Consider the following 20452-nt stretch of genomic DNA (forward strand, 5'->3'; position numbering starts at 1 on the left):
GGGAGACTACCTGGCGGCACGATGGCCGCCGAGATGACACAGAACCCCGGATATGACACAACCCCGGATATGACACAACCCCGGATATGACACAACGAGGAGCGATGGAGAGCGCGAACCAACCCACGTTGTTGCAGGCGTGGGACTCCAACCGGTCGATTCAGCGGTCGGCGGCCGTTCGACTGTTCGCCGCGACGAACTCCGCCCTCTACGTCACGCTGATGGAACGGCATCTCGACTTCGGCGCCCGCCGGACGGAGACCGACCTGGCCATCCGCCTCGAGCGCGACATGACCGACCTCGGAGTCGGCGACCAGCCCAACGGCATGGAGCTGCTGAAGCTATGGGCCAAGAACGGCTGGCTGCACCGCATGGCCGATCCGGTCGTGGCCACCCAGAACCTGTGCTACCTCACGCCCGAGGCTCGATCGGTCCTGGACTACATGCGGCGATTGCGCCGCGAGGATTCGGTTGCCACCGGCGGCTCGATCAACGGCATCGCAGCCGGCCTGCGCCGGGTGGCGGGGCAGGTGAGTGCCGACCCGCGATACATACGCGAGGACCTCACCCAGCAGATCGAGGAACTCGACGCCGAGCTCGCCGATCTCGACGCCGGCCGGCGCCGCCCACCGGACCTGAGGGCAGCCGAGGACGAGGCACGCGCCATCGCCTATCAGATGGAACAGATCATCTCCGACATCGGCCAGTACGGCAGCATGCTGGATCGCATCACCACCGTCCTGCTCGACGACCCGAACGATTCCGACCTGGCCTACCGAGACCGGCAGCGTCAGCTGTTCGACGACTACGAGGCGTTGCTGGAGTCGTCGCAAAGCGCCTCCTACCATGCGTTCACCCACATGATCGGTGATCCCACCCAACGTGCACGCTTGGCCGCCGACATCGAAACCCTGACCGCGAACCTGCCGGCCATCGACCACGGGTTGCGCTCGGTGATGGAGAACTTCTTCGTCCTCGTCACCCAGCAGATCGACGAGGTCGGCCGCATCCGCCGCCGATGTGCCCGGCGCATCCGGCGATTCGTCGCCTCCGGCACTCTCGAGCAGAGCCGCGGGATCGCGCGCCAGCTCAACGACGCACTGGCCACCGCCAACGAACTGTTGACGATCTCCCTCGCCGATCGCCGACTCGGCCACGAATTGCCGCTGGCGACACCGGCACTCGCCTCCAATGGGCGCCTTGCCTTCGAGATCCGCACCCCCGAACCGCCGCAGCCGGCGCTACCGGCAACCGGTGACGCCGACCTCGACTCCTTCGTTTCACTCGCCGGACAGGTCGACACCGTCGAACTCACCGAAGTCGTCAACGATGCCGTCGCCCGCGGCCCGGTGTCACTGCCCGAGGTCATCGATGCGCTCGCTGCGCCGTATCTGGCCCACGTGATCGTGTTGTGGTCGTGGGCATTACGCCAGCCGTCGGGAACCGACACCGATATCGGCATCGACGTCGATCCCGGTGGGCCGCAGACCTCGGAGATACGATTCCGTTCCCTCGACGGCCAGGACCGCCGCATCGAGGTACCCGTCCTACGATTCACCGAACCCATTCCCACCGCGGAGGTCGACAACCTGTGACCAGCCAGTCCGAGAAGCCCGCGACCGGCAACTCCGAGGCAACCACGTTCCGGGCCGAGGAGTTCACCGGCTACGACGACCTGCCCGCGGTCAGTCGCGCTGCCGTCGCCGACGAGGGCACCAAGGTCCCGCGGTTCGACGGTGACGTCAGCGCCATGCCCGACCGTGCGTGCTGGGCCTTGCAGAATCTGCTGACCCGCCGCTACATCAGCGGCGACCGCACCCCGCAGCTGTGGTCATGGATCGTCGAATATCAGGACCTCCTGCGCGTGCGCCTCTCCGAGCTCGACCTGCGACTGCGTCTGGTCGGCGAACTGGAGGTGGCCTTCGCCGAGCAGGTTGGCTACGACTCCCGTTGGGGCAGACGGCTTCTCAAGCGCGAGACGATCCAGGCCTACGATGCGATCCTGGCCCTGCACCTGGCCAAGCACATGCGTGCCGCGCGTGAGGACCAGGTACTGATCACCCACGAGGAGATCCACGAACTGTTCGCCGGTGTCTCCAACACCATCGACCGCGACCTTGCGCTGTTCGACAAACGCATCGACAAGGCCATCGACAAGCTCGAGGAACTCGAGTTGTTGCGCCGCCACCGCGACGACCCGGACACCTTCACGGTCAGCCCGGCGATCAGCGCGATCATGACCGCCTCGGTGATCACCGAATTGCAGCATCAGTTCGAGCAGTTCATCGGGTCGGGCGAGGAGGCCGGGGCCGGCGAGGACGACGAATCCCACAGCCGCGAGAACCCGGCGGGGGAGTATCGGCCCGGTGACCGCGACGCCGAGGACACCGATTACGGCGACGACACCGACGAAGGAGATGACTGGTGAGCGATCGCGTCGATCAGTTCCATCTGTCCCGGCTGCAACTGATCAACTGGGGCGTCTTCGACGGTTACCACTCGATCCCGTTCAGTGCCAACGGTTCTCTCGTGACAGGTGCGTCCGGCAGCGGCAAGTCCTCGTTGCTCGACGCCATCTCCCTGGCCTTTCTGCCCGATCACCGGCGCAACTTCAACGCCTCCGGCGATGCCACCGCGGCCGGCTCGGCGAGCGGACGGCGCACCGTCGGCAAATACGTGCGTGGGGCGTGGGGTGAGCGTCGGGACGGTGTGAACTCCACCCGCGAGATCATGTATCTGCGTGGGACCGGCCCCGCGTGGGCGGCCATCTCGGTGACCTACACCTCCGCGTCGGGCACTGCCATCACCGGATTGGTCCTGAAGTGGCTGGCGGCGGGCAAGATGACCGACGCCCACAGTGCCTACTTCATCACCGAGGGCGACGCCGACATCGTCGAGGTCTGCAACGAGTGGGCTGCGAACGGGCACAACGCCGCGCGGCTGCGCGAGCGCGGCTGGCGCGGCGGGCCGGGCGAGGGCAAGTATCTCGCATCCCTGTACTCGCTCATCGGCATTCGCGGCTCCGAGGCCGCACAGCAGCTGCTGGGCAAGGCAAAGTCGCTCAAGAGCGTCGGCGGCCTGGCCCAGTTCGTGCGGGAGTTCATGCTCGACGAGCCCACGAGCATCGCCGGAATCAAGGACGCCCTCGAGCAGATCGATCCGCTGGTCGAGGCACGTGAGCTCCTCGACGTCGCGCGGCGCAAGCGCACGATCCTCGGAAACATCGAGACCGTGCAGGAACGGTATGCGACCGAATCGGCCAAGTTCTCGGTGCTCGACACCATCGATTCCGCCACGATCCGTGCATATGTGACCAACCTGCGCATCCGCAACGCGGAACCGGAGATCGCCGATCTCGACGACCAGATCGCCCGGCTGGACGGGGATCTGGCCGCGCTGACCACCCAGCACGACCAGCTACGCCAGGACCATAGCCATTTGTTGTCCCGGATATCCTCCAGCACAACTGATCTCGCTCCGCTGCAGGAGCAGCTCGCGGCCGCACAGAAGGCGGCCAACGAGGTGTCGATGCGGCGGGCCTCCTTCGAGTCGAAGATGTCGGGACTCGATGTGGAGATCCCCGAGTCCGCCGAGGACTTCTGGGCCACCCGCGAATCGCTGATCGAGGATGCGAACCGGCTCGACGGGCAGCTCGCGGCAGGCAAGGGGCACTACGCCGAGCTGCTCGCGTCCGAGGTGTCCACACGTACCCGCCGCGATGGGGCCGCCGAGGAGCTCGCCCGGGTGCGAAAGGCCGGTTCGGCCCTCCCGCGCGCCGAACACGAGATGCGCCGGGTGCTCACCGATGCTCTACAAGTCGACGAGACCGCCCTGCGCTACGTCGCCGAGCTCGTCGAACTCGATCCCGAACACGAACGGTGGCGCCCGGCAGTGGAGAAGGTCCTGCGTAACGCCGGACTCCGACTCCTGGTGCCCGACCGGCATTTCGCGTCGGCATTGCGATTCGTCAACACCCACGACATGCGCGGTCGGATTCAGCTACACCACGTCGAGCGCCGGACGTCGGCGCCGCCCGAGCCGGGCACGCTGGCGGCCACGTTGCGCGCGGTCGATCCCGAGCACCCGAGTTCGACCGAGGCACTGGCGATCCTGGGGCGGCTCGGCAATTACGTGTGCGTGGACGATCCCGCCGAGTTCGCCGACCACCCGAAGGCCGTGACCGACCGCGGCCTGCGCAAGGATTCGGCGAAGCTGGCGATCAAGGATGACCGTCAGCAGCTGCGACCGTCGCAGTACCTCTTCGTCGGGAACGTCGACGCCAAGCTCGCCGCACTGCAGGAAGAACTCGATCACGAGGAGAGCGTGTACCGGGCGGCGCGGGAAGCGACCGCGGTCCTCGAGCGCGAGCGTGCCGACAAGCAACGCCGTCGGGACATGTATCGCACTGTGTGCGAACAGTTCACCCAGTGGAGTGAGATCGATGTCGAATCCGCCGACGATCGTGCCGAACGGCTCTCGGAGCAGTATGAACTGCTCATGGAGGAGCATCCCGACGTCGAGGCCCTGCAACGCAAAGCCGAGGAGATCTGGGAGCAGGTGCGCTCGGCGATCTCGCAGGCCGCCCTCGTTCGCGACCGCATCGCCACCCAGGATGTGCGCCGGACCCAGCTGCTCGACCTCGTCGATCGACTCAAGGCCGAGGACATCTCCGGGCCGGCCGAGGCGGCCCTCGACACCTTCCGCGAGGATTCGGCGGCGACGCTCGACGTGCTGACACCGGATCCGTATCGGCAGGAGCTGCTCAAGGCCGTCGGCCGGGATCGGGACCGCATGCGGGCCGATGCACGCCGCTCGCGCGACGAACTGACGCGGATCCTGTCCACCTACGACGAGGAGTTCCCGGACGCGATCCCCAATGACAGTGCGGATTTCGACGAGCGTATCTACGACTACGTCGCGCTGTGCCGTCGGATCGACGAACGCGAACTTCCCGGCGCCTACGAACGTATGCGTCGCCTCATCACCGAGCAGGCCCCGGGTGCCATCCTCAACCTGCATATGTCCGCTGACGCCGAGGAACGGCGCATCATCGATCAGATCGAGCGGGTCAACACCGGGTTGGGGGCCGTCGCATTCAACCGCGGAACCCGTCTGCGACTACAGCCGGGACGCCGAAACCTCGGTGCCGCAGCCGAACTCACCGAGAAGGCTCGGTTGATCGCACAGCGTTCGACGGCGGTGGCCTTCGGCGACGAGCAGGCGATCCTCGAGCAGTATGCCGACATCCTGATGCTGCGAGAGCGGCTGGCCGGTGCCACGCCCGAGGACCGGCAGTGGACGCGCGATGCACTCGACGTGCGTAATCGCTTCGACTTCTATTGCGAAGAACATGACGCCGAGGGCGGCGAGACGATCCGGACCTACAGCAACGCCGGCGACAACTCCGGCGGCGAGCAGGAGAAGCTGATGGCGTTCTGCCTGGCCGGCGCACTGAGCTTCAACCTGGCCAGCCCCCACGGCGACGACAACCGGCCGATCTTCGCCCAGCTCATGCTCGATGAGGCGTTTTCCAAGTCCGACCCGCAATTCGCCCAACAGGCGCTCTCGGCGTTCCGCAAGTTCGGATTCCAGCTGGTGATCGTGGCCACGGTGCAGAACACCAGCACGATCCAGCCCTACATCGACAACGTGGTGATGGTGTCGAAGACCGAGGCGGCCGGCGGGCGGCCTGTTGCCACGGCGACGTCGACGTCGATCGGGGCGTTCTCCGATCTCCGCCGGACCTCGGGCCACGATCGGCTGATCTAGCCGGCCGGCGTCAGCGGCCGGTGCCGCGGTACTTGCGGTGGTATTCGTCGTAGAGGTCGGCGTTCTTCTCCCGCTCCCGCTTGGAGATCAGGTCCGGATCGAGGCCGTGCTGGCTGAGCCGGTAACGCCGCCATACGCGGTTGAGGGCGATGGAGAAGAAGATGTACGGGATCAGGATCGGCACGGTCATGTTCGCCCGGACCAGCCAGTCGGCAGGCACGAACAGCAATGGGATCAAAATGATTACGCACGGCACCGCCCATCGGGCCACCATCCGGACAGTGGCGCCGGGGCCGGCCAGGTCACCCTCGACCCACTCACGCATCGAGTCGGGGAGCCGGGCGCCGTACACGTACTTGACGTACTGCCACCCGTGCGGACGCTGATCTCTGCCCACCCCGGGCACGGTTGGTCGTGCGGCACCGGTCGATGACCCGGCCTTCGCGGAGCCTCCCGTGTTCCCGGAGCCGATGTTGGTCTCAACCATGCGGGGTTCCTCTTCTCGAGCGATCGTCCGTCACCGTTCATTGTCCTCCGGCCGGTGCCGGATCGGCGAAGCGGAGGCGGTTCCCGTTCTGGGGTGACCCCCGCCGACAATCAGTAGTGCACAACCGATTGTACAGTGGTACCTTCTAGCGCCTCGGCACCTGCCGGTCCGATCCGACGACCTTGAGCCCGATGATCGCCACCACGATGCCTGCGAGAAACACGATCTTGGCCGCCGACACACTCTCGAGCCCGGTGATCATTGCGTAGCTCACGGTAAGTGTCGCGCCGACTCCGACCCACACCGCGTAGGCGGTACCGATCGGGAGATACCTTGCGGCCCAGCCGATACCGGCCATACTGACCGCGAGCGCCACCAGAAAGACGATCACCGGAACGGGTTCGGTGAAGCCATGGGAGCGGTCGAGGGCAGCAGCCCACACCGACTCGCAGACTGCCGAGAGCACCAAGATGACCCACGGCATGTCAGCTCACCGCCTTGAGGCCGATCACCGAGCCGATGAGTAACGCCGACAACAGGACGCGCCCGACACCGGCGCGTTCCTGGCCGGTCGCGAGGCCCCAGAGGACTGTCAGGGTTGCCCCGATGCCCACCCAGACCGTGTACGCGGTGCCCAGCGGCAAGTCGGCCATCGCAACCGCCAGACCCACCATGCTCAGGGTCAGCGCGACGACGAAGACGACGACGGGCCAGGGTTTGCGGAACCCGTCGGACGCTCCGAGCGCTGCCGCCCAGACGGCTTCGAGGACACCGGAGAGAATGAGGATCAGCCAGGACATGACGAGTTCGCCTCCACCTTCGTGGCAGTCTTGTCGCTGAGCGGGTACTGCTCCCTCGTCCGCGGGTCCGGATCGGACACCGCCACGAGGCTAGCAAACACTTCTTCGTCATGATTCCCGCCGAATTGGCGGCCATTTGCGACGATGGTGGGATGTCAGACCTCACCTACGAGGAGTTCGGCCGCCGCTTCTTCGAAGTGGCCGTCACCGAAGATCGGGTGGCCGGGGCGTTCACCGCGATCACCGGCGATTCCTTCGACGTCGGTCCCATCCCATCCGGCCCGGGTGGGATCGCAAGGGTCCGCGCCCGGGTCAGCATCGCCGAACCACAGATCGTCCGCGATATCTCCGACCTGATCACATTCACCGTCCGAATCCCGTTGTCGATCCGACTGCTGGTGGATCTGCGGGTCGACCGCATCAAGTACGACGTCGACGGATCGGTCCGGCTCGCCCTCACCGCGCGGGCCGTCGAACCTCTCCAGCTGCACATCGACGTCCGGCCGCCACGCCCCAGCGATGTCACCGTCGGCGTGGCGTCGCGCAATCTGCGCGGGGAGATCATCCGGGTGGTGGGGCAGGTCGATGACGAGATCAAGCGCTTCATCGCGCGCGACGTCGCCGCCCGGATCGAGGATCCGCTGGTGACCAGTGCCCGCATCATCGACGTCGCGGCCGAACTCGGGCGGGCATTCGAGGCCATGTGACGCAGAAGACCCGCCACCGACGACCCGAGCCCCGCTCCGGGCCGGGAACGGGGCTCGCGTGCAGCGTGCGGTGCGCGATCGCCTCGCGCCGGGTTCAGGCGCGCGCGGTCTCGAGTACCGAGTTGAACGTCTCGCTCGGCCGCATCACCTCGTCGGTGAGCTCGTTGTCCGGGGCGTAGTAGCCGCCGATATCGACCGGCTCGCCCTGCACCCCGTCGAGTTCGGCGACGATGGCCTGCTCGTTGTCCTCGAGCGCCTTCGCCAGCGGCGCAAAGTGCTTGGCGAGTTCCTCGTCGTCGGTCTGCGTCGCCAGTGCCTGGGCCCAGTAGAGCGCCAGGTAGAACTGGCTGCCACGGTTGTCGAGTTCGCCGGTACTCCGTGAGGGGCCCTTGTTGTTCTCCAGCAGCTTCCCGGTGGCGAGATCGAGGGCGTGCGCGAGCACCTCGGCCTTGGGATTGTCGTTCTTGCGCCCGAGATCCTCGAGGCTGACCGCCAGTGCCAGGAACTCGCCGAGGGAGTCCCACCGCAGGTGGTTCTCCTCGATGAGCTGCTTGACGTGCTTGGGTGCCGAGCCACCTGCACCGGTCTCATAGAGCCCGCCGCCGGCCATCAGCGGCACGATGGACAACATCTTCGCACTGGTACCCAATTCCAGGATCGGGAACAGGTCGGTGAGGTAGTCGCGCAGGATGTTGCCGGTTGCCGAGATGGTGTCGAGGCCCCGGATCAGCCGTTCCATCGTGTACCGGATGGCACGCACCTGCGACATGATCTGGATGTCGAGGCCCTCGGTGTCGTGGTCCTTCAGGTAGGTGGTGACCTTGGCGATCAGTTCGTTCTCGTGGGGACGGTACGGATCGAGCCAGAACACCACCGGCATCCCCGAGTCGCGGCTGCGGGTCACGGCGAGCTTCACCCAGTCCCGGATCGGGGCGTCCTTGACGATGCACATGCGGAAGATGTCGCCCTCTTCCACGTTCTGCGACAGCAGCACCTCACCGGTGGCGAGGTCGGTGATGTTGGCGACGCCGTCCGCGGAGATCTCGAAGGTCTTGTCGTGTGAGCCGTACTCCTCGGCCTGCTGCGCCATCAGACCGACGTTGGGGACCGTGCCCATGGTCCGGGGATCGAACTGGCCGTTGGTCTTACAGAAATTGATCATCTCCTGATAGATCCGCGAGAACGTCGACTCGGGGTTGACGGCTTTGGTGTCCTTGGGCCGTCCGTCGGCGCCGTACATCTTGCCGCCGGCGCGGATCATGGCCGGCATCGACGCATCGACGATGACGTCGCTGGGGGAGTGGAAGTTCGAGATGCCGCGTGCCGAGTCGACCATCGCCAGCTCCGGACGGTGCTCGTGGCACGCGTGCAGATCGTCGATGATCTCTTCCTTCTTCGACGCAGGCAACGCCTCGATCTTCGAATACAGATCGGAGAGTCCGTTGTTGACGTTGACGCCGAGCTCGTCGAAGAGCTCACCGTGCTTGGCGAAAGCCTCTTTGTAGAAGGTCCGCACCGCGTGTCCGAACACGATCGGATGGCTGACCCGCATCATCGTGGCCTTCACGTGCAGGGAGAACATGACGCCGGTCTTGTAGGCGTCCTCCATCTCCTCCTCGTAGAACTCGACGAGTGCCTTCTTCGACATGTACATGCTGTCTACGACGTCGCCGGCCTCGAGGCGCACCTTGGGCTTGAGCACGATCTTCTCGCCCGAGGAGGTGATCAGTTCCATCTTGACCTCGTGATCGCGGTCGAGGGTCATCGACTTCTCGCCGTGGTAGAAGTCACCACGCCGCATGTAGGCGACATGTGTCCGCGAGGCCATCGACCACTCGCCCATGCTGTGCGGGTGCTTGCGCGCATACTCCTTGACCGCCATGGGTGCGCGACGATCCGAATTACCTTCGCGTAGAACAGGATTGACCGCACTACCAATACATTTCGTGTAGCGATCACGGATCGACTTCTCGGCGTCGGTCTTCGGGTTACCCGGGAAGTCGGGGATCTTGTAGCCCTTGTCCTGGAGCTCTTTGATCGCCGCGAGGAGCTGCGGAACCGATGCACTGATGTTCGGTAGCTTGATGATGTTGGTCCCGGGGTCCTGAGTCAGCCGGCCGAGCTCGGCGAGATTGTCGGGAACCTTCTGCTCGTCGGTCAGATAATCGGGAAACTCGGCGAGGATGCGCGCGGCAACCGAGATGTCGGAGGTCTCGACGTTGACGTCGGCGGCGTCGGCGAACGCTCGAATGATCGGCAGAAAGGCGTGGGTCGCCAGCATGGGCGCCTCGTCGGTCAGCGTGTAGATGATGGTCGGTTTCTCCGCGCTCATAATCTGCCTTACTCTCCAGTCGTGGTCACGCAGCGCCCTGATTCGTGTTGTCGGGGCGGTACCAGTATCGCGGGCGTAGCGGCATCGGCGCGTGTTGACGCGTTCGGTGGAGCCACCGCCCACGGCCCTCGGGTTCGGGCCAGTTCCGAGCTTACGACTCCGGTCGGCCTCCCGTTACGTCACATGCGCTCCGCGCCTGCGACGAGAATCACAGACCCGATGACCTCGAGGAAGGAGCGGAACACATGACCGATGCCACGCCACATCGTGACGTCTACACCCATGGCCACGACTCGGTGGTCGTGTCGAGTCACGGGATGCGTACCGCGGCCGGTTCCGCCGCCTACCTGATTCCCTTTCTCCGTCCGGGCCTCGACCTTCTCGACGTGGGGTGTGGGCCCGGCAGTATCACCGTCGACCTCGCCCGACTCGTCGCACCCGGTCGGGTACGCGGTGTCGAGATCACCGAGGCGCCGCTCGGACAGGCCCGTGCGCTCGCCGCGCAGCGCGGCATCCCGGTCGAGTTCGCCGTCGACGACGCCTACCGGCTCACCACCCCGGACGACAGTGTCGACGTCGCCCACGCCCATCAGGTGCTCCAGCATCTGTCGGATCCGGTGGCGGCGCTACGCGAGATGCGCCGGATCACCCGGCCCGGTGGGGTCGTCGCGGTGCGCGATGCCGACTATGCGGCGTTCAGCTGGTGGCCTGCCGACAAGCGCCTCGACGCGTGGCTGAACCTCTATCGCACCGTCGCACACGGCAACGACGCCGAGCCGGACGCGGGCCGCCGTCTTCTCGCGTGGGCCCACGAGGCGGGATTCACCGAGGTGACGCCGTCGGCATCGGTGTGGTGCTACGCGACTCCCGACGAGCGGGCCGCATGGGGCGGGATGTGGGAGCGCCGGATCTACTCCACGATCGGGCAGATGGCGATCGAACGAGGCCTCGCCAGCCGCGCCGACCTCGACGCCATCTCAGCGGGTTGGCGGGAGTGGGCAGCACACCCTGATGGGTGGCTGGTGATCCCCCACGGCGAGGTGGTCGCCCGCGCGTGACGGCCCAGGGCGCAGATCAGCCGACTTCAGTCGGCGTCGTCGATGCGGAAACCGACCTTCAGCGTCACCTGCGTGTGCGCGACGGCCCCGTCGGCGACGTGCCCACGGGTCTCGATGACCTTGAACCATTCGACGTTTCGGGTCGTCCGGGAAACCCGGGCGATGGCATTGGCGATCGCCGCATCCGAGCCGTCAGGAGAGGAGCCGACGACCTCGATGACCCGATATGTGTGCTCACTCATAGGCCGATTCTGGCACGGTTTGCAGCCGTGGTGGCCGCTCTCGGGCGATCAACACCAACTCGTGTTCACCGGCGCGCCCGGATGGCCGATGCGCCCGCCCTGCTCGGGCAACGGCCCTACCATGTGAGTCACGACACACCCATGCCACTGGGGAGACCACCGATGAGCGTCATCACCGAGCCGGTAGGCGATCTGACCACCGAGCCATTGCAATCGCGCCGCGCGCACTGGAACAACCAGGTGCACCGGCACGCGCTGATGACCCCGGACCGCCCCGCGTTGCGATTCCTCGGACGCACCACCACGTGGCGGGAACTCGACAAACGATCCCGCGCGATCGGAGCTGCGCTGGGCCGCCGCGGGATCGACTTCGGCGACCGCGTCTTGCTGGTCCTGAGCAACCGCACCGAATATGTGGAGGCGGTATTGGGCGCCAACCTGATCGGTGCGGTCGCCGTTCCGGTGAACATCCGGATGAGCCCGGCCGAAGTGGCCTATCTCCTCGCCGACAGCGGCGCGCACGTGGTCATCACCGAGTCCCTCCTCACGCCGCTGACGCAAGCCGCCACCGCGGCCGGGGGCATCACCCATACCATCGTCGTCGGAGGTGGCGATGACGCGGCCGACCACCTCGACTACGAGACCCTCGTGGCCGAGGACGGCGCCGATCTGCCGGCGATCGATGTACCGGAAGACACCGTCGCGCTGATCATGTACACCTCGGGCACGACGGGAAAACCCAAGGGCGCCATGCTCACCCACCAGAATTTGCAAGCGCAGGCGGTGACGACCATCGCGGCCGCGCAGGCACATTCGGACTCCGACGTTGCCTCGGTTGTGCCACCGATCTTCCACATCGCCGGGCTCGCAGCGTTCGCGCCGACGTTCTATCGGGGGGTGACGGCGGTGATCCATCCGCTCGGCGCCTTCGATGCCGACGACATGCTCGACACCCTCGAGCGTGAGGGCACCACCTCGGTGTTCATGGTGCCCGCCCAATGGCAGGCCGTGTGCGCCGCCCAACGCGCACGGCCGCGAGATCTCAAGCTGCGCACCATCAGCTGGGGTGCGGCGCCGGCGTCGAACACCGTCCTCGACGCGATGAACGCCACATTTCCCCAGGCCGCCAACATGACCGCGTTCGGGCAGACGGAGATGTCACCGGTGACCTGCATCCTCGAGGGCAAGGACGCGCTCACCAAGGTCGGCTCGATCGGCGAGATCGTGCCCGTGGTGACCGCTCGGATCGTCGACCCGATGATGAACGATGTCGCGCCCGGCGATGTCGGCGAGATCGTCTACCGCGGACCGAATCTGATGAAGGGCTACTGGCGCAATCCCGGGGCGACCGCCGACGCGTTCCGCGGCGGCTGGTTTCACTCGGGAGACCTCGTACGCGAGGACGAGGAGGGCTTCCTCTACGTCGTCGACCGTGCCAAGGACATGATCATCTCCGGCGGCGAGAACGTGTACTGCGCCGAGGTGGAGAACGTCCTCTACGCACACGAGAAGATCGCGGAGGCCGCGGTCATCGGACGTGCCGACGAGAAGTGGGGTGAGGTACCGGTCGCCGTCGTCGCACTGACCGCCGGCGTAGACGATCTCACGCTCGCCGAACTCGAGCCGTACCTGAACGAGACCCTGGCGCGCTTCAAACAGCCGAAGGACATCATCATCGTCGGCGAGTTACCGCGAAACGCCGGCGGCAAGGTCGTCAAGCACCGACTCCGCGAAGCCTTCGGCAGCAAGGACGCCGGACTGCGCTGATGCCGGGAGCGCCGTCCGCGCCGCCGGCATCAGCGCTCGGCTGCTCGGGTCAGCTCTTGTACTCGTAGAAGCCCTTGCCGCTCTTCTTGCCGAGGTAACCGGCTTCGACCATGCGCGCCAGCAGCGGCGGCGGTGCCAGGTGCGGCTCGCGGAATTCCTGGTACAGCGATTCGGAGACATCGTGCACCACGTCGAGACCGACGGTGTCACACAGTGTGAGCGGGCCCATCGGGTGGGCACAGCCGTTGATCATGCCCGTATCGATGTCTTCCTTTGTGGCATAACCACTCTCGTACATGCGGATGGCGCTCACGAGGTAGGGGACCAGCAGGGCGTTGACGACGAACCCGCCGCGGTCACCGGCCGCGATCGTGCGCTTGCCGAGGTGATCACGAGCGTAGGCGGTGACCGTCTCGATCGCCTGGGGCGAGCTGGCAAGACTCGAGATGATCTCGACGAGCGGCATCACCGGCACCGGGTTGAAGAAGTGGACACCGACGACGCGCGACGGATCGGCGACGTCCCGGGCGACCCGGATGATCGGGATCGACGAGGTGTTGGTGGCCAGGATCGCCTTGGGGTCGGTGACCTTGTCGAGTTCGGCGAAGAAGCCGACCTTGAGTGACTCGACCTCGGGGAGTGCCTCGATCACCAGTTCGCGATCGCCGAAATCTCCGACCGTGGTCGTCAGGGTAAGGCGGGACAGCGCCTGTGCGGCGTCGTCCTCGGAGAGCTTGCCCTTGCTGACCCCGCGTCCGATGGACTTCTCGATCCGGGTGCGCGCGGCGTCGGCGGCGCTCTGGTCACGTTCGAGCACCAGGACATCATCGCCGGCACGGATCGCGACCTCGGCGATGCCCGCACCCATGGTGCCGCCGCCGACCACTCCGAGCTGTGTCATGAAAACCCTCCACGTAGGCAGTAGTGAACCGACGCCAAGCGTAGTGCCAGGCGCAGGGCACGTCGCAGCCGGATGCCGCCTTCCTGGCATGGTGGAAGGCCTAGCAGATCGCGATCAAGCAGAGGAGAAACGCTCATGGCCACGGTGTCCTACGTCATCGCCGGTTCCGAGGCCACCGGGGGAGCCGGACTGCAGGCCGATCTGCGGACCTTCGCCCAATTGGGTACCTACGGCGTCGGCACCGTCACCTGCATCGTCTCGTTCGATCCGAAAGCCGGATGGGGACACCGGTTCGTCCCGATCGCGTCACCCGTCATCGCCGACCAGATCGAGGCCGCCACCGTCGCCCACGAACCCGAGGTCGTCAAGATCGGGATGCTCGGCACACCGGAGACCATCACCACCGTCGCCGACGCATTGCGCGCCCGGCCGTGGCGGCATGTCGTCGTCGATCCGGTGCTGATCTGTAAAGGACAAGAACCGGGTGCCGCTCTCGACACCGACAACGCGCTGCGCGAACACATCCTGCCGTTGGCCACCGTCGTCACCCCCAACCTGTTCGAGGCGGCGACGCTGGCCGGGATGGACGAACTGACCAGCGTCGACGACCTCTCCGAGGCAGCCCGCCGGATCGCCGACCAGGGGCCGCAGGTGGTCATCGTCAAGGGTGGGGTCGGGCTCGCCGGCGACGACGCCGTCGACGTGGTCTTCGACGGCTCGGGGGTCACCGTGCTGCGCGCGCCGAAGGTCGGCCAGGAGCGCGTTTCCGGTGCGGGGTGTGTCTTCGCTGCGGCGACCACGGCCGAATTGGCCAAGGGTGCGAGCGTGCTCGATGCCGTCGGTACCGCCAAAGCGTTCACCCATGCCGGGATCGAGAACCGGATCGCCTCCGCGGCGCCGTTCGACGCGGTGTATCCCCGTCCTTGATCTCGCCACGCACGGCACACCACGGTCTCGTCGGCCGGTCACTCCGGCGGCGGATCCTTCGAGTCCTTTGAGCTGCCCGAGTCCTTTGAGCTGCCCGGGTCCTTTGAGCTGCCCGGGTCCTTCGGGCGCTTGTCGAAGCTGACGTGGATCTCCTCGAACCCCTTGTGTCGCTGGGCTTTCGCCTGAGCAGAGTAGGCGGCCTTGTCGCCGCGGGTGAGGACGACGTTGTCGGTGAACGGGGTGAGCATCGAGCGTGGATAGAGCCGATCGACGCGAACGGCGTTGGCCTCCAGGCAGAACACGACCAGAATGGCCGCGACATAGAGAAAGGCCAGCAAGCCCAGCACGACGGCGAACACCCCGGTGGTGGCACTCGCGTTCGCGATGACGTGCTGGACGTAGATGCTGCCGAAGCTCTGCAGTGCCTGCCAGCCGATGGCGGCGGCCGCGGCGCCGGGGAGGACGTCAGCGACACCGACTGTGCGTACCGTACCGATGCGGAAGGCCACCACGAACACCGCGGCCGTGAGAAGTACCGCGCCCGCGATCGAGAGCCATCGGCCCGTCGTACCGAGGTCCACGGCCGCGATTGCGCCGTTGACCACGGTCAGCGCGATGATCGCGGTTCCCACAGTCGAGAGCAGCATCAGGCCGCGCACCCGCACCCGGATCGGGTCGGGCCGGTCGTTGCGGGGCACCGCCCACACCACATTCATCGCATTCTGAGTCGCGACCGCGACGCCGAGACCACCGTAGAGCGCACCGACGATCCCGATGACCACTGCAACCGTCCCGCCGCTGAGCTCGCCGGGGCGGCCCAGTTCGGATCCGAGCACCGGGATCTGCGACATCGCCGAATCGACGATCCGCTCCCGTAGTCCGGGATTGTCGCGGAGCACGAATTCCAGGACCGTCGTCAATAGCAGGAGCAGCGGGAACAGCGAGATGAACGCGTAGTAGGCGATGAGGGCGGCGAGGTACCCGCCTTGGTCGTCGAAGAACTTGTAGGCGACCGCGAGGGGATAACCACTGAGGGGGTGGCGGCGCTGGAATCGGTCGACGCGCGCACTGAGCGACATCACGGCCACCTTTCTCCGACACCTCGGGTCCGTTCGGGAACCTTCCACGACGATCATCACCGACCGGACGGTGATGTCGCCGAATCACGAGTCCGCCACGGCGTGTCCAGCGGCCTTGACACCATACAACCAATTGGTTGTATATTCAGGAGGTGGCCGGATCCGACGACGAGGACAGCGCAGATGCGATGTTCCATGCGTTGTCCGACCGGACCCGCCGCGACATCATGCGACGCGTCCTGTCGGGGGAGCACTCGGTCTCCGCACTCGCGGCGCACTACGACATGAGCTTCGCCGCGGTGCAAAAGCATGTCGCCGTACTCGAGCGGGCCGGCCTGCTGAACAAACGCCGTCACGGTCGTGAGCAGCTGGCCACCGGCGACGTCACCGCGGTACGCGCGGTCACCGCGATGCTCGCCGAACTCGAACAGCTCTGGCGGGGCCGAATCGCCCGTATCGACGAGCTCCTCGCCACCGAACCCACACCAAGAGATCACCGAAATCAGGAGGATTGACCCATGCCCGTCATCGACGTCACACACGATATCGACGCCCGCACCCTCACCATCACCGCCGAGTTCGCCGCACCGCGGGCACGGGTGTGGCAGATTTACGCCGATCCGCGTCAGCTCGAACGCATTTGGGGCCCGCCCAGCCATCCGGCCACGTTTGTCGACCACGACTTCACTCCTGGTGGCCGGGTCACCTATTTCATGACCGGTCCCGACGGACAGAAGTTCTCCGGCTACTGGATCATCGATTCCATCGACGAGCCGCGTGGCTTCACCTTTCGCGACGGCTTCGCCGATGACGACTTCAACCCGGTGGAATCCCTGCCGGTATCGGTCAACGAGTACACCTTCGCCGAAAAGGACGCCGGCACCGTCGCCACCTATCTGAGCAGATACGACTCCGCTGAGGCGTTGGAGAAGGTTCTCGAGATGGGCATCGTCGAAGGAGCGTCGGGCGCAATCGATCAGATCGACGTCTTCCTCGCCGGGTAGTCACGGATTACCCGCGGGCGGATACCACCCGGCGAGTATCGACTGCACTCCTCGGTCGGTCAGTTGCGTGAAATCGTCATAGGCGCCGCCGACACCGCGGAACGGGTGTGGGGTGACGGGGCAGATCACCGAGTCCGCGTCGGGGAAGTCTGTCGCGACCTCTCCGGGGCCGACCGGCACCGCAACGATCAGTGTGGCCGCGCCCAACCGCCGCAGGGTGCTCAGCGCCGCACGCATCGTGGCCCCGGTGGCGACGCCATCGTCGACGACGACAACGGTCTTACCTGCCACCGCGAGCGCTGGCCGACCCTCTCGGTAGGCTCCTTCGCGGCGCGCGAGTTCGGTTGTCTCCCTGGCAATCACCGCCTCCAACTCATGCGGCGAGGTATGCGTGTGGGCGATGATATCGTCGTTCATCACGACCGTGCCGTCGGCGGCGATGGCTCCCGCGGCCAGTTCGGGTTGGCCGGGCACGCCGAGCTTTCGGACGAGGAAGATGTCGAACGGAAACCCGAGCGCTTCGGCCACGGCCACACCGACCGGAATCCCACCGCGGGGGAGGGCCAAGACGACCACATCGTTGCGCCCCGACAGATGAGACAAGTGCCCACTCAACCGGCGACCGGCGTCGGTGCGGTCGCGGTACGGGCGATCCGGTGGGCTCATCAGCCGCCATTCAGGTGTGAAGCATCGTCTCGCCGGGGTGTGCGCGCTGCCATGCAGCGATCGCCGAATCCCACTGGTCGCCGTCCAGGGTGGTCACCGACGCCGGAAAGAGTGCATCCTCCTCTTTGGCGATGTGGTGATGCAGATCGAACACCGCTTCCCGAAATGCTTCTTGCACCGGCGTCAGCGAGAGATCCATCGACTGCAGGAAGTCGTCGAGTTCGCGATGCTCGGTGATCAGCGGATCGATATGGTCGGCGAAGATCTCATCGGTGCTGAGCAACTCGGCGAACAGACCGTCCTCTTCGCCCTGCCAATGCGAGCGCAGCTCGCGGCGCAGCCGCGCTGCCAACTCCCGCGCTCGCGCGAGGTCGCCGGCGTCCAATGCCCGGACGGCGTCTCCGCCGAGGTTGACCGCGCGCTCATGTTCGGCGGTGTAGTCGCGGAGCAGCGGCATCTCCCGGCATCCGCAGTACTGGCACACGTCGGATCTCCTTGCCTGTGGGGTTTCGCAGCCGTCGACCACATCCGCACCACACCGTACTCCGCACGAGACGGCAAGACCGGCCCCTTGGCGCGGGCCCCGATGCCCCGGTCCGGGCCGGGACATCGGGCCCGCGGCGGGAGACTATGACGCCGGGACGACTGTCCCGTTGACCGTCACCTCGACCTTGTCGGTCGCGGAATCCCAGGTGATCTTGCCGTGCTCGAAGGTGGAGGTCTTCACGGTGCCCGCCTCGGTCTCATCGCTCGTCGCGGTACCGAGGGGTCCCTGTGAGCCGCCCTTGCCGTTTGGTGCCGGCTGGCCGGATGCGTCGCGCGGAAGGTTCCACGCGTCACGGATCTTGCCCCAGGTGATGTACGCCGGGGCGTCGGCGTTCTTGGCCGTGATGACTCCGCCGTCGAACTGCTGGAACACCACGCCGTTGGGACTGGTGCCCGACGCTTCGGCGCCCGTCTTGGGCTTGCCGAGGTCCGTCTTCTGCTTCTCGGTCGCCGAGTTGTACTTCGCCGCAATGGGTCCGGTCAGGGTGACCGGCGTGCCGTCGGCGGCCGTCAGACTCACCGATTGTCCCTGCGCGCCCGCACTGTTGGAAGCGGGACTCTCGGCCATCGTCGCCGACGACGACGATGATGCCGACGAATCGTTGTTGTCGTCGCTACAACCGGCTGCGGTGAACACCGCAACGGAGATTGCGGCAACGCCCACCGCCAGTCGCATGGTCTGCTTCATGATTTCCCTTCGGTTCTCACTGTTTCTCGGCCAAGCGGACACGCCATCGATGGCCCGTCCGCGACGCTAACCAAGTTGTCATGATGAATCCAGGATTTGCGGGTCACGGTGCTATTTCGTGTCCTGCACGAAGAGTCGCCGTAGCCGGCCCGAAACGCCGCAGGGTACGGCGTCGGCGCTGATCAGTTGATGTGGGCGCCCGCAGACCGTGCAGCTCAGATGCGGATGCGGCCGGCGAACCCGCGCAGGGGAAGGTCGGCGCTGGTGACGATGCCGGGAGCGGCGGCGACGACCGATGTGATGGCGTTGAGGGCGGGCAGGCCGGTGACGGTCATGCCGATGGAGGCGAAGTTCTCCGGATTCGACAAGTCGAAGCCCTTCCGCGGAAAGATCATGTGTTTGCTGTAGATGTCGGGGTCGGCGGTGACCTGGGTGATGTAGCAGCCCTTGATGTTCCACGCAGGATCGGTGTGCGGGGTCATCTGCCATTCGAGGCGGGACTCCACGCGCGCGACCCCGTCCACCATGCCCTGATATCTGATGTAACTCGCACCCAAGGAGCCCTTGGACATGAAGTACCAGCCGAGGTCGATGTCCTTGGTGCAGGCGCCGAGGTCGTAGCTGAATTTCACCTCGTCGAGTTCCAGGTCGAAGGCGTCGGCCATGAGGTAGACCGAGTCGGCGAAGACGGCGGTGTATTTGTAGAGCGAATCGGGGATGGTCGGATCGTCGATCGGCCGGCCATAGCCGACGGCATTCCAGGTCTCCACGGAGTGATGACAGGAGACGTCGACGGATTCGGTGACCGTGACGTTCTCGATGTCGGCGACGTCGGCGGTGTGCACGATGGCGAGGATCTGGCACAGTCCCGGATTCGTTCCGGTGCCGTAGAAGGTGGAATTGCCACGCTCGCATGCCGCTTCGATGACCTCGCTGACCTTGCGCCCGAGGGATGGGCGTGGTTGCGGTCGCGGTGGAAGCCGGTGATCCAGTCGGCGGTGGTCACCATGTCGATACCGGCTTCGAGCACTCTTTCGTAGAGCTCCTCGTCGGGGAACACGCCGTGGAAGGTGAGGACGTCGGGGTGGGCGGCGATGATCTCCTCGATGGTCCCGGTGGCGATCACGCCGACCCGCGCGGTGCCGACGATCTCGCCTGCGTCGCTTACGTCGATCCGAGTCGCTCGCCATCGAGACCCTGCGCGCGGCGCTGCCCCGCGACCATGCCGAACTCGAACGCGACTACCCGCTCACCGCCGCCGAGCTGTCCTCATGGAAATCGCACTGGGACAAAGCATGCCAGCGTTCGTTTGCGGACCTCGAACTCGACCCGGTCAAGGTCCGCCGGGTGGCGGCGCTGATCCCGGCCGCCATGCGCGGGATCACCTCCGAGCGCGTGCTCGGCACCTACGGCGACCTCGACGACGCCATCGAGGGACTCATCGGCAGCATGGTCGCCTACCTCGAGGGCTGAACCGGG

General features: G+C 66.0%; 19 protein-coding genes, 2 pseudogenes and 1 riboswitch. Of the genes and pseudogenes, 10 read left to right on the forward strand and 11 right to left on the reverse strand.

The genetic code is table 11. The features are described from left to right. Positions 1–104 precede the first annotated feature (104 nt). The 3 genes from ACPXB3_RS03015 to ACPXB3_RS03025 are packed head-to-tail and all read left to right on the forward strand — an operon-like array spanning position 105 to position 5769. The gene (locus tag ACPXB3_RS03015) at positions 105–1595 is read left to right on the forward strand and encodes a DUF3375 domain-containing protein (RefSeq protein ID WP_425702634.1); all 1491 of its coding nucleotides are present in this window, start codon (positions 105–107) and stop codon (positions 1593–1595) included. Continuing rightward, positions 1592–2428: a DUF4194 domain-containing protein gene (locus ACPXB3_RS03020; protein WP_425702633.1), complete on the forward strand. Its 837-nt coding sequence runs from the start codon at positions 1592–1594 to the stop codon at positions 2426–2428. Before ACPXB3_RS03015 ends, ACPXB3_RS03020 begins: the two co-directional genes overlap by 4 nt. After that, positions 2425–5769 (forward strand): ATP-binding protein, encoded by a 3345-nt coding sequence (locus ACPXB3_RS03025; RefSeq protein WP_425702631.1) that lies wholly within the window; start codon positions 2425–2427, stop codon positions 5767–5769. The genes ACPXB3_RS03020 and ACPXB3_RS03025 overlap by 4 nt, the downstream gene beginning before the upstream one ends. A 10-nt stretch (positions 5770–5779) precedes the next feature. Here the strand turns inward: ACPXB3_RS03025 and ACPXB3_RS03030 are convergent, their stop codons facing one another. From ACPXB3_RS03030 to ACPXB3_RS03040, 3 genes are all read right to left on the reverse strand, one after another. After that, positions 5780–6256, reverse strand: coding sequence for a DUF5313 domain-containing protein (locus ACPXB3_RS03030; protein ID WP_425702629.1), 477 nt, complete (start codon positions 6254–6256; stop codon positions 5780–5782). A gap of 145 nt (positions 6257–6401) precedes the next feature. Beyond that, a complete protein-coding gene (locus tag ACPXB3_RS03035) occupies positions 6402–6740 on the reverse strand; it encodes a DMT family transporter (RefSeq protein WP_425702627.1) in 339 nt (112 codons plus the stop codon). 1 nt (position 6741) lies between these two features. Then, positions 6742–7056, reverse strand: coding sequence for a DMT family transporter (locus tag ACPXB3_RS03040; protein ID WP_425702625.1), 315 nt, complete (start codon positions 7054–7056; stop codon positions 6742–6744). 18 nt (positions 7057–7074) lie between these two features. Continuing rightward, a riboswitch (guanidine-III (ykkC-III) riboswitch) is annotated at positions 7075–7139 on the reverse strand. A gap of 69 nt (positions 7140–7208) precedes the next feature. On the opposite strand from ACPXB3_RS03040, the gene ACPXB3_RS03045 reads away from it, so the two are divergent. Continuing rightward, positions 7209–7763, forward strand: coding sequence for a hypothetical protein (locus ACPXB3_RS03045; protein WP_425702623.1), 555 nt, complete (start codon positions 7209–7211; stop codon positions 7761–7763). Between the two features lie 94 nt (positions 7764–7857). On the opposite strand, the gene ACPXB3_RS03050 is transcribed toward ACPXB3_RS03045, so the two are convergent. Beyond that, entirely contained in the window at positions 7858–10095 is a 2238-nt protein-coding gene (locus ACPXB3_RS03050) for an NADP-dependent isocitrate dehydrogenase (RefSeq protein WP_425726302.1), read from the reverse strand. A gap of 245 nt (positions 10096–10340) precedes the next feature. On the opposite strand from ACPXB3_RS03050, the gene ACPXB3_RS03055 reads away from it, so the two are divergent. Further along, entirely contained in the window at positions 10341–11153 is an 813-nt protein-coding gene (locus ACPXB3_RS03055) for a methyltransferase domain-containing protein (RefSeq protein WP_425726304.1), read from the forward strand. Between the two features lie 26 nt (positions 11154–11179). Here ACPXB3_RS03055 and ACPXB3_RS03060 read toward each other — a convergent pair whose 3' ends face one another. Further along, the gene (locus tag ACPXB3_RS03060) at positions 11180–11395 is read right to left on the reverse strand and encodes a dodecin (protein WP_425702618.1); all 216 of its coding nucleotides are present in this window, start codon (positions 11393–11395) and stop codon (positions 11180–11182) included. Positions 11396–11557: 162 nt separating this feature from the next. On the opposite strand from ACPXB3_RS03060, the gene fadD5 reads away from it, so the two are divergent. Continuing rightward, positions 11558–13162 (forward strand): fatty-acid--CoA ligase FadD5, encoded by a 1605-nt coding sequence (fadD5, locus tag ACPXB3_RS03065; RefSeq protein ID WP_425726306.1) that lies wholly within the window; start codon positions 11558–11560, stop codon positions 13160–13162. A gap of 49 nt (positions 13163–13211) precedes the next feature. Here the strand turns inward: fadD5 and ACPXB3_RS03070 are convergent, their stop codons facing one another. Further along, positions 13212–14063, reverse strand: coding sequence for a 3-hydroxybutyryl-CoA dehydrogenase (locus ACPXB3_RS03070; RefSeq protein ID WP_425702614.1), 852 nt, complete (start codon positions 14061–14063; stop codon positions 13212–13214). Between the two features lie 135 nt (positions 14064–14198). Between ACPXB3_RS03070 and ACPXB3_RS03075 the strand changes: the two genes are divergently transcribed. Beyond that, a complete protein-coding gene (locus ACPXB3_RS03075; RefSeq protein ID WP_425702612.1) occupies positions 14199–14990 on the forward strand; it encodes a hydroxymethylpyrimidine/phosphomethylpyrimidine kinase in 792 nt (263 codons plus the stop codon). A 38-nt stretch (positions 14991–15028) separates the two neighbouring features. Here the strand turns inward: ACPXB3_RS03075 and ACPXB3_RS03080 are convergent, their stop codons facing one another. Further along, positions 15029–16069: a YihY/virulence factor BrkB family protein gene (locus ACPXB3_RS03080; RefSeq protein ID WP_425726308.1), complete on the reverse strand. Its 1041-nt coding sequence runs from the start codon at positions 16067–16069 to the stop codon at positions 15029–15031. A 188-nt stretch (positions 16070–16257) separates the two neighbouring features. On the opposite strand from ACPXB3_RS03080, the gene ACPXB3_RS03085 reads away from it, so the two are divergent. Both ACPXB3_RS03085 and ACPXB3_RS03090 read left to right on the forward strand, forming a co-directional pair. Then, entirely contained in the window at positions 16258–16584 is a 327-nt protein-coding gene (locus ACPXB3_RS03085) for an ArsR/SmtB family transcription factor (RefSeq protein WP_425702924.1), read from the forward strand. 3 nt (positions 16585–16587) lie between these two features. Next, positions 16588–17073 (forward strand): SRPBCC family protein, encoded by a 486-nt coding sequence (locus ACPXB3_RS03090; RefSeq protein WP_425726310.1) that lies wholly within the window; start codon positions 16588–16590, stop codon positions 17071–17073. Here the strand turns inward: ACPXB3_RS03090 and ACPXB3_RS03095 are convergent, their stop codons facing one another. The 4 genes and pseudogenes from ACPXB3_RS03095 to ACPXB3_RS03110 form a co-directional block, all read right to left on the reverse strand. Continuing rightward, positions 17074–17739: a phosphoribosyltransferase gene (locus tag ACPXB3_RS03095; RefSeq protein WP_425726312.1), complete on the reverse strand. Its 666-nt coding sequence runs from the start codon at positions 17737–17739 to the stop codon at positions 17074–17076. A 10-nt stretch (positions 17740–17749) separates the two neighbouring features. Further along, positions 17750–18196 carry a hemerythrin domain-containing protein gene (locus ACPXB3_RS03100; protein ID WP_425726422.1) on the reverse strand — a complete coding sequence of 149 codons (447 nt, stop codon included), beginning with the start codon at positions 18194–18196 and terminating at the stop codon, positions 17750–17752. A gap of 171 nt (positions 18197–18367) precedes the next feature. Then, complete coding sequence (locus ACPXB3_RS03105; RefSeq protein ID WP_425702606.1) at positions 18368–18973, reverse strand: LGFP repeat-containing protein; 606 nt, start codon at positions 18971–18973, stop codon at positions 18368–18370. Between the two features lie 215 nt (positions 18974–19188). Then, positions 19189–20135: pseudogene (locus ACPXB3_RS03110) on the reverse strand (dihydrodipicolinate reductase); the annotation flags it as partial. Between the two features lie 14 nt (positions 20136–20149). Between ACPXB3_RS03110 and ACPXB3_RS03115 the strand changes: the two are divergent. Beyond that, a pseudogene (locus tag ACPXB3_RS03115) lies at positions 20150–20446 on the forward strand (TetR/AcrR family transcriptional regulator); the annotation flags it as partial. Positions 20447–20452: the final 6 nt, after the last annotated feature.

This window comes from Gordonia sp. DT219 (genome assembly GCF_049847065.1).
In the GTDB taxonomy this organism is placed as follows: domain Bacteria; phylum Actinomycetota; class Actinomycetes; order Mycobacteriales; family Mycobacteriaceae; genus Gordonia.